At 64.8% G+C, this 8,506-nt stretch carries 3 protein-coding genes; all 3 read left to right on the top strand.

Annotated elements, in window-relative coordinates; genetic code table 11:
• The first annotated feature begins 838 nt into the window (after positions 1–838).
• Entirely contained in the window at positions 839–2,143 is a 1,305-nt protein-coding gene (locus tag QB898_RS12690; RefSeq protein ID WP_279525248.1) for a branched-chain amino acid ABC transporter substrate-binding protein, read from the top strand.
• A 129-nt stretch (positions 2,144–2,272) separates the two neighbouring features.
• Positions 2,273–7,219: a carboxypeptidase regulatory-like domain-containing protein gene (locus QB898_RS12685; protein ID WP_279525247.1), complete on the top strand. Its 4,947-nt coding sequence runs from the start codon at positions 2,273–2,275 to the stop codon at positions 7,217–7,219.
• Positions 7,216–8,506, top strand: a 1,291-nt coding sequence (locus QB898_RS12680) for a transglutaminase-like domain-containing protein (RefSeq protein WP_279525246.1), incomplete at its 3' end; no start/stop codon positions are given. The genes QB898_RS12685 and QB898_RS12680, both read left to right, overlap by 4 nt.

Raw genomic sequence — 8,506 nt, 5'->3', positions numbered from 1 at the left:
CTGAAGCTGCTGGAGCAGGCCCAGCGCCTGCTGGCTGAAGACGCCGCTGCCATCTTCCTGTACCAGCCGCACTGGCTGACCGCCGCCCGCAAGGGGCTGCAAGGGCTGTGGGAGCAGATGCCCATCTCGGTCAATGACCTGGCGACCCTGCGCTGGCAGTGAGCGCGGCCGGGCGGTGGCAAAAACAGGAGCAAATTTGAGGGGTCAAAAGGCCGCTTTGCGCACGTTCTACTAGGACCCAACGCTATTGATTAAGGAGCGAATTCAATCCGCTTTCCTCTTCTCTCTTCTATTACCTCGCAGGCCGCCTGCATTCCCGGCTTGTGCGGGCGATGGTTTTTTATCAGCACCTGCCCACGATCTGACCATGAGGGGCAAAAAGGCGCATCGGGATGGGCGCAAAGCGCAGGTGGACCTCACGCCTTATTAGAGATTTGCAACAGCCACAAGCGCCCGAGGCCGCCCCAAGTCCGCACTTACTGCACTGGCGAACAGACACTCGCGAACAGATTGTGGGCAAGCTCTCTGACAAGGCTGGAGCGCGGAGTGGCTGGACTGGTTTGTGCGAACTGCCGACCTGCTCTCTGTCCCCTTTTTCAGGAAAAGAAATAGAGCGGAACCACCTTGCGCCGCCCTTTGCGGCAAGCCATGAGCAAGTCTTGACAAGCGCTCTTGATCATCAGAAACAGGAGCAAATTCAGGGGCATGAAACAGGCTCTTGCGCCCATTCCACTAGGACCCATTGCTACAGAAAGAGAAGCTAAATAATGGCAAGTGTTCTGCCCCGCTCATCCAGCGCCTAGCATTCCCGTTTTTTCCCCATCCAAGGAGCACCCCCATGACACATCCCCCCCGCCGCGCCCTGCTGCAAAACCTGCTGGCTCTGGCCGCCTGCGCCGCCCTGCCTGGCGCGGCTCTGGCCGCTGAAGCGGCCCCTGTTCAATCCGCTGGCAAGCCCGCGCCCGTGCAGGTGGCCTTCATCGAAGCCCTGTCCGGCCCCTTTGCCAACACGGGCGAATCCGTCTGGCGCAACCTGCTCATGGCCAGCGAGCGCGTCAATGCCCGTGGCGGCGTGCAAATCGAACTGCGCCGCTACGACAACAAAGGCCAGGTGGACGAATCGCTGGCCGCCTTGCGCGCGGCCATTGACCACGGCGCGCGCGTGGTGCTGCAAGGCAACTCATCGGCCGTGGCCGCCGCGCTGATAGACGCCATCAACAAACACAACCGCCGCGAGCCAGAGCGGCAGGTGCTGTTTCTCAACTACTCGGCCATTGACCCGGCCCTGACCAACGAGCGTTGCAGCCCCTGGCATTTCCGCTTTGACGCGCATGCCGACATGCGCATGGCCGCGCTCATGCAAGTCATCAAAGAAGACAAAGACCTCAAGCGCATCTACCTCATCGGGCAGGACTACAGCTTTGGCCAGGCCGTGCTGCGCGAAGCGCGCCGCCAGCTCGAAAAAGAGCGGCCCGACGTGCAAATCGTGGGCGACGAACTCCACCCCGTGGGCCGCGTGAAAGACTTCGCCCCCTACGCCGCCAAAATCAAAAACAGCGGCGCGCAAGCCGTGCTCACCGGCAACTGGGGCAATGACCTCACCTTGCTCGTCAAGGCCGTGCGCGAAGCAGGCTTTGACGGGCGCTTCTACACCTTCTACGGCAACGCCCTGGGCGCGCCCGCCGCCATTGGCGAAGCGGGCATAGGCAAGGTTTTTGCCGTGGCCGACTGGATGCCCAACGTGCCCGCGCCCGAAAGCGCCGCCTTCTACAAGGCCTTCCGCGAGCGTTTCCCCAAACCCGAAGACGACTACGTGCACCTGCGCCAGCAACTGCTCATCGAAGCGCTGGCGCAAGCCATCGACGCCGCCAGCAAGCGCCCCGGCGGCCCCACCGCCGCCCACATCGCCGCCAGCCTTGAAAACGCCAAAGTGCAACTGGCCGGCCGCAGCGGCCACATGCGCGCGCAAGACCACCAGTTCCAGCAAAACCTCGTTGTCGGCGTGATGGACAAGCAAGGCGCGCCCGGCGTGCCTTTTGACGTGGAAGGCAGCGGCTACGGCTTTCGCATCGTGCGCGACATCCCCGCCAGCGAAGCCGAAATGCCCACCACCTGCGCCATGCAGCGGCCCTGGCAGCCATAAAAACGGCGGATTGCGTGAATTCGTTCACGCAATCCGCTGCTTGCTTGCGCGCGTGCCATGTGTCTTCATTACTGAATTCGTTTATTCTGTATCCATTCGTCAGAAACAACTCTTGTACAGGGAACAGAAATGCAGTGGTTCAGGGCACAGGGCGGCCAATCCGCACGTCACAGCTTGGTATGCCTGCTCATGCTGCTGTTCATGGCCTGCCAGGCCGTGGCGCAAGGCGGGCCAGACCCCGCGCTACAAAAAGGCCAGCAATGGCTGCAAGCCCAGACCAAGCCCGATGGCAGCCTGGCGAGCGAATCCGCCTCGCCTGCGCTGCCCGCGCAATCGCGCCATGAAACGGTTGCCGCGCTCAAGGCGCTGAACGCCAGCGTGCCTGCCACCTTGATTGCAGGCATGGACGGCTTCACGGCCCCCGCCACCCGCTACCTTGCCCAGCGCGCCCTCACGCGCCAGCAGGCAGGCGCGGACGATGCCAGTCTGCTGGACGCACTGGCCGCGCTGCAAAACCCCAATGGCAGCTTTGGCGCCGCACAGGGCCTGCCCGGCAACGCGCTGGACACAGCTTGGGCCTTGCGCGCCCTGGCCGCCAGCCGCGCCAGCGCCCAGGCCACACTCAAGGCGCTGCAATGGCTGGCCAGCGCCCAGCACGCTGACGGCTCCTGGCCCCTTGCGCCAGATGGCGACGCCACCATCACCACCGCCCTTGCCGCCCAGGCCCTGCTGCCTTGGCGGCAACAGCCCGCCGCGCAGGCCGCCCTTGCCAAAGCGCGCGCCTGGCTCACTGCCCAGCGCAATCCGCAACAAGCCTGGAGCAGCGATCTGCATACCGCCCAGGCCCTGCTGGCCGTGCTGCCAGGGCTGGACACGGCAGCAGCCATGCAGCCCGCCCTCACGGCACTGAAACAGGCCCAGCGGCCTGATGGCAGCTGGGCGGGCGATCCACACCTGACAGCGCTAGCTCTGCGCGCGCTGCGGCTGGCCGCGCAACCCGCCACCAATCCTGATCTGGCCAGCGTGCGAGGGCAGGTTGTGGATGAAGCGGGGCTGCCCCTTGCCAGCGCCACTGCACGCCTGTCGCAGGCGAGCCTGCAAACGGCGGCGGACGCGCAGGGGCGCTTCAGCTTTGAGCGCCTGGCCGCTGGCGCCTGGCAGCTGGAAATACAAGCCAGCGGCTTTCGTCCACTGATAACACCCTTGCAACTGCAACCCGGCCAGCAGCTGGATCTGGGGGCCATCCGCATGACGGCAAGCAGCAGCGGCAACGCCAGCGCCGGGGTTACCTTGAAAGGAGTTGCGCGGCAGTTCAATGGCACAAACTACTACACCGTTTCTTCTGCCGTCATTGAAGTGGCCGGACAAAAAGCGCGCACCAATAACAACGGCCAGTACCAGCTGAATGACCTGCCGGCAGGCACGCTGGAAATTACGGCGGCTTTTTCCAACTTTCCTGCCGTCACGGCCTCGCTCAACGCCGTGGCTGGGCAGGTGATTGAATTCAACCCGGTTTTCCGCAAGCCGGAATTGCTGGTCACCGTGCTCGATGCCGACTCCGGCCAGCCCCTGCAAGGCGCCAGCGTTTTCTTCCAGGGGCGTACCGTTTACACCGGCTCAAACGGCCAGGCGACGGCCTTGATGGTGGATGTAGCGGGCGACAACCGCATCACCATCACGCGCACCAACGCTTATGAGCGGCTTGTGGTGCCGCTGGAAATGCCCCCCAAAAGCATGCGCACCGAACTGACCGTTTCCCTGCGCAAGGCCATTGCAGGAAAGGTGGTTTTCAAAGGCGTCGTCACGGATGCCGGCACGCAGCAGCCCCTGGCAGGCGTTTCCGTGCGGCTGGAGCGCAGCACGTGGCAGACCCAGACCAACGCTCAGGGCGAATACGAATTTGCCGGCCACGCCATTGCCGGAAACAAAACCGCTGTTTTTGAGAAAGCGGGCTATCAGACCCACAGCCAGGAGGTGCAAATACAAGGCGGCGCCACTGTTTTCAACGTGGCGCTCAAGCCCGAATCCGCTTCATCCGGCCCGGCCCGGCTGGAAGTGAGCGTGCAGGCGCGCGGCCTGGGCACACCGCTGGCAGGCGCCGAAATCATCCTCACCGGCGCGAACCAGCGCACCGCGCAAACGGGAGCAGACGGCCGCGCCAGCGTGGAAAACCTCGCGCCCGGCAGCACGCAAATCCAGATTTCGGCGGCGGGGCACGAATCGGCTGTGGCTTCCGTCCATGTTGAGCCGGGACGGCGCTACGAATTGCCCGTGGAGCTGCTGCCGCAAGCCAACCCTCAGCACAGGCTCTACGGGCAGGTGGTCGATGCCGTCAGCCAGCAACCCGTGGCGGGCGCGAAAGTGGCGCTCACGGGCGCAGGCGCCGTCACCACGGCGGCCAACGGCGCTTACGAGTTCGCCAGTGTTCTGCCAGGTGACGCGCAGCTTGAAGTCACGCGCGACGGCTACGCTGCCTACCGCCAAACGCTGCGCCTGACGGGCACAACCGAGGCGCGTATTCCCCTCACGCCCCTCTCGCAGCCCGGAGCCATCCAATGGGACGTTTCCGGCGCCGTCGTGGACGCTGACACCCTGGAGCCACTGGCTGGCGCACAACTGGTTCTGGAAGAAGTCTCCCTGGGCACTGCTGTACTGCGCCGCCAGACAGGCGCCACCCAAGCCGATGGCCGCTTTGCCTTCAACGGCCTGACGCAAACCAACGCCCGCGTGCTGGTGAGCCTGACTGGCTATGACTCCGCGCTATTGCCTTTTGCCTACCAAGGCGTGGCCTCGCAAGCGCTAGACACCATCAAGCTCAAGCGCAGCTATAACGCGGCCCTGCCTGACCTGATGGTCAGCCGCGCCGACCGCTCGGCGCTGACAATGGATGACCACACCTTCCGCGCCAGCGGCACTCTTTCAGCCACCGTCACCAACAACAGCAATTACGACGCGGGCGGTTTTGACGTCATCGCCTTCATCGACGCCAACGGCAACCAGGCTTGGGACGCAGGCGAAGACACCCTGCTGGGCCGCGAGCGCGTAGCCGCGCTGGCACAGCAGCAATCGCAAAGCGTGACGTTCCGGATCCGCAATGAGGAGCTGCCCTTCCGTGATGCGCCCATTTACGTCATGGCCGACAGCGGGCTGGAAGTCATTGAAAACATCGAAGGCAACAACACCCTGCGCGTGGGCGTGACCTGCGCGGGCGGCGGCAGCGTGCAGGACGTGGGCGTGTGCATTGACACCTCCGGCAGCGTCAGCCACCTCTACAACCTGGAGATGGAAGGCGTCATCAAGGCGGTCGAAAACCCCAACATCATTCCGCATGACGGCTCCATCCGCTTCATGCTGGGCACTGATCAGGAGATGTACTACGGCAACGGCATTCCGCTGCATGAGGCGCAAATCATCACGCCTGCCGTGCTGCCGCAGCTCATCAAGAACTTGAAAGACAAGCGCAACTACGGCGGCTACAGCTCCGGCCCGACCTGCGTGCGGCGCATGTCCGAATACATGAAAACGCTGCCTCAGATCGCCTCCAGCAGGACCGTTATTACCGTGGGCGACGGATATTGGGAAGGCATTCCCAAGGCTCTTTCCGAGCTGTCCAAAACGGTGGCCAATGGCGTAAGCCGCGTGGACGTTATCGGCATTGGCACCGTCAATCTGCCCGAGCTGGAAGCCAACGCCTGGCCCAAGCCCGCCAACAGCCAGCATGGCGGCAAGGTCACCGTGGCCTACAGCGCGGGCGAAGTGGCTGCTGCCATGGCGCAGGCGCTGGGTACTGCCGCTCAAACGGTGGATCTGACGCTGGGACGCCTGCGCCTGATCGACCAGGGCGCGGGCCAGCCCGTGCGGCTGGCGGCGCGCGTGGGCAACGCGGGCAGCCCTGCTCAAGCCAGCGCCGTGCGCTTCTACCAAGGCACGCGCCTGCTGGGTGAAGTGGCCTTGCCAGCGCTCGGAACAGGCGAATGGCTGGATGTGGCGCTGCCCGCTGCCGCCCTGCAAGGCAACGATCCGCTGATAGCCGTGGTGGATGAAGCGCGCGCCAACGCCGAATGCAACGTAGCCAACAACCGTCAGCAAATCACCCCTGACGCAGCCGCCAATGCGCTGGCAGCGCTGCATGTGAGCACCGACCAGCCCGCCTACGGCCCCAATGCCCCCGTGAGCCTGAATGCCGCCGCCACCAATCAGGGCAGCCTGCCCGCTGACTTTGAACTGCAACTGAGCATTGAAGACAGCCAAGGCGCCGAAGTGGCCCGCTTTACCCGCCAGCCGCTGGGCACGCTGGCCGCCAGTGCTGCAAAAAGCGCCACGCAGCCCTGGAACACCGGCCTGACCCTGACCGGCAACTACACCTTGCGCGGCCAGTTGTTTGACGCCGCAGGCCGGCTCGCTGCGCAAGACAGCGCGGCGTTTGCCATCGTTGCGGGCGGCGCGGCGCGCCCCACGGCCAGCCTCGCCGTCGCCACCGACAAAGCTGTTTACGCGCCTGATGACGCCGTGTTCATCGCCAACGTGGCCGCCAGTCTGGCCGCCAACGCCATCATTGACGACGCCAGCGTGCAGCTCACGGTGCGCGGCCCGCAAGGCAGCGTGGTCTTCACCCACAGCCATGCACTGGGCCAGCTGGCCCCGCGCGCCCTGCGCGAATTGCAGGCTGCCCAGAAACTGCGCAATGCCCCCGAAGGCATCTACACCGTGCAGGCCAGCCTCATCGGCAGCGGCCACAACCTCAAGCGCCAGACAGCCCGCAAGACCTACGACACCGGCGTGACCCTGGCCACCGCAACGGCGCAATACACGGTGCAGAAAAACACTGCAACGCCAACGCCAACGCCAACGCCAACGCCAACGCCAACACCAACACCAACACCGACGCCAACACCGACACCGACGCCCAGCCCGTCAGGCCGCATCGCTGCCGTGCCTGCCAGCAGTCCGGCCGCGCTGGCGCTGCTTGCCGCAGCTGTGGCCCTGACCGCGCGCCGCCGCAAAAACGGCGCCATTCGCCGCGCCGCCCATCACCCCTGCCATCTTGACCACGCCACACAGGAGACCCAGCCATGACCGCCCGCTTTCTGCTCCATTCGCTGCAAACGGGCGCACGCCGCCAGCTTTTAGTGCAGCACGGCGGCCTGGACCGCCCTGCCTTCTGCGGCCTGGGCGGGCGCGCCTTGCGGCTTGTGTCCTGGCTGGTCATTGCCGCCTTGCTGAACACCAGCTTCGCGCCGCTGGCGCGCGCCATGCAGCATCAAAAACAGCTGGCCGCTGCACAGGCCGCTGAAGACAGCGCCGCTTCCGACGAACAGCGCTACGCCCAGGCCCTGCAAGCCATTGAACAGGCGCTGCAAAACGAAAGCCAGGGCAGCGCCAAAGCCATGTCCGCCGCAGCCCTGGCCAGCGCGCAAACCCTGCAAACCTACGCCGAGGGCATCCGGCAGCAATCGCAGCAGCTGCGCCAGCAGTGGCAAGCCGCAGGCGTGGAGGCTGCCATCCTTGAAAGGCAAGCGGCTCTTGAGCAGCAGTTTCTTGACAAGCACCATCGTCTGATGGCCCTGCTTGAAGCTGCGCAAGGCCCCGAAGCCAAAAGCAGCGCCAGCGCCCAGGCATCCGCCCGCCGCGCCCTGCAACAGTTTCTGGCAGACAACGCCCCGCGCCCGGCCCCCTCGCTCATTGATTGGCAGCGCCTGCCCTGGCAAGTGCAAAAACCCCTTGAAGCCCGGCCCGCCGAAAGCGAAGCCGCCCTGCAACAAAAACTCGGCCTGCCGCAAGCCAAAGCCGCCAGCGCCGCCACGGCTGCCGACACGGCCTTCACGCCGGAAGCGCCCGACAGCCCCGAAATCCGCCAGCTGGCCCAAAAGCTAGAGCGCAACCCTTTGAAGATTTACCAGTGGGTGCATGACCACATTCACTACACGCCCACCCAGGGCAGCGTGCAAGGCGCGGCCGACACCCTGGACAAAAAGGCGGGCAACGCCACAGACACCGCCAGCTTGCTCATTGCCTTGCTGCGCAGCAGCGGCATCGCCGCCCGCTATGTCTATGGCACGGTGGATATTCCGCTGGCGCAAGCGCAGAACTGGGCCGGGGGCCTGAAAACGCCTGAAGCCCTGCAACAAATCCTGGGCCAGGGCGGCATTGCCAACACCCTGCTGGTCAAAGGCGGCCAACCCGTGGCCATTCGCATGGAGCACGTGTGGGCCGAAGCCTTCATTCAGTACCACCCCGGCTGGGGCGCGCGCCATGTGCCCGGCCAGAGCACACCCGACGCCTGGATTCCCATGGACGCCAGCTTCAAGCAATACACCTACAGCGACGGCATGGATCTTCAGCAGGCCGTGCCGCTGGATGCGG

Origin of the sequence: Ottowia cancrivicina, assembly GCF_029813755.1 — a bacterium.
GTDB lineage: Bacteria > Pseudomonadota > Gammaproteobacteria > Burkholderiales > Burkholderiaceae_C > Ottowia > Ottowia massiliensis.
This window is presented reverse-complemented; position numbering and strand designations above follow the sequence as displayed.

Coding starts and splice junctions, on each gene's coding strand:
- QB898_RS12690 (WP_279525248.1), top strand. CDS start 839: ATGACACATCCCCCCCGCCGCGCCCTGCTGCAAAACCTGCTGGCTCTG.
- QB898_RS12685 (WP_279525247.1), top strand. CDS start 2,273: ATGCAGTGGTTCAGGGCACAGGGCGGCCAATCCGCACGTCACAGCTTG.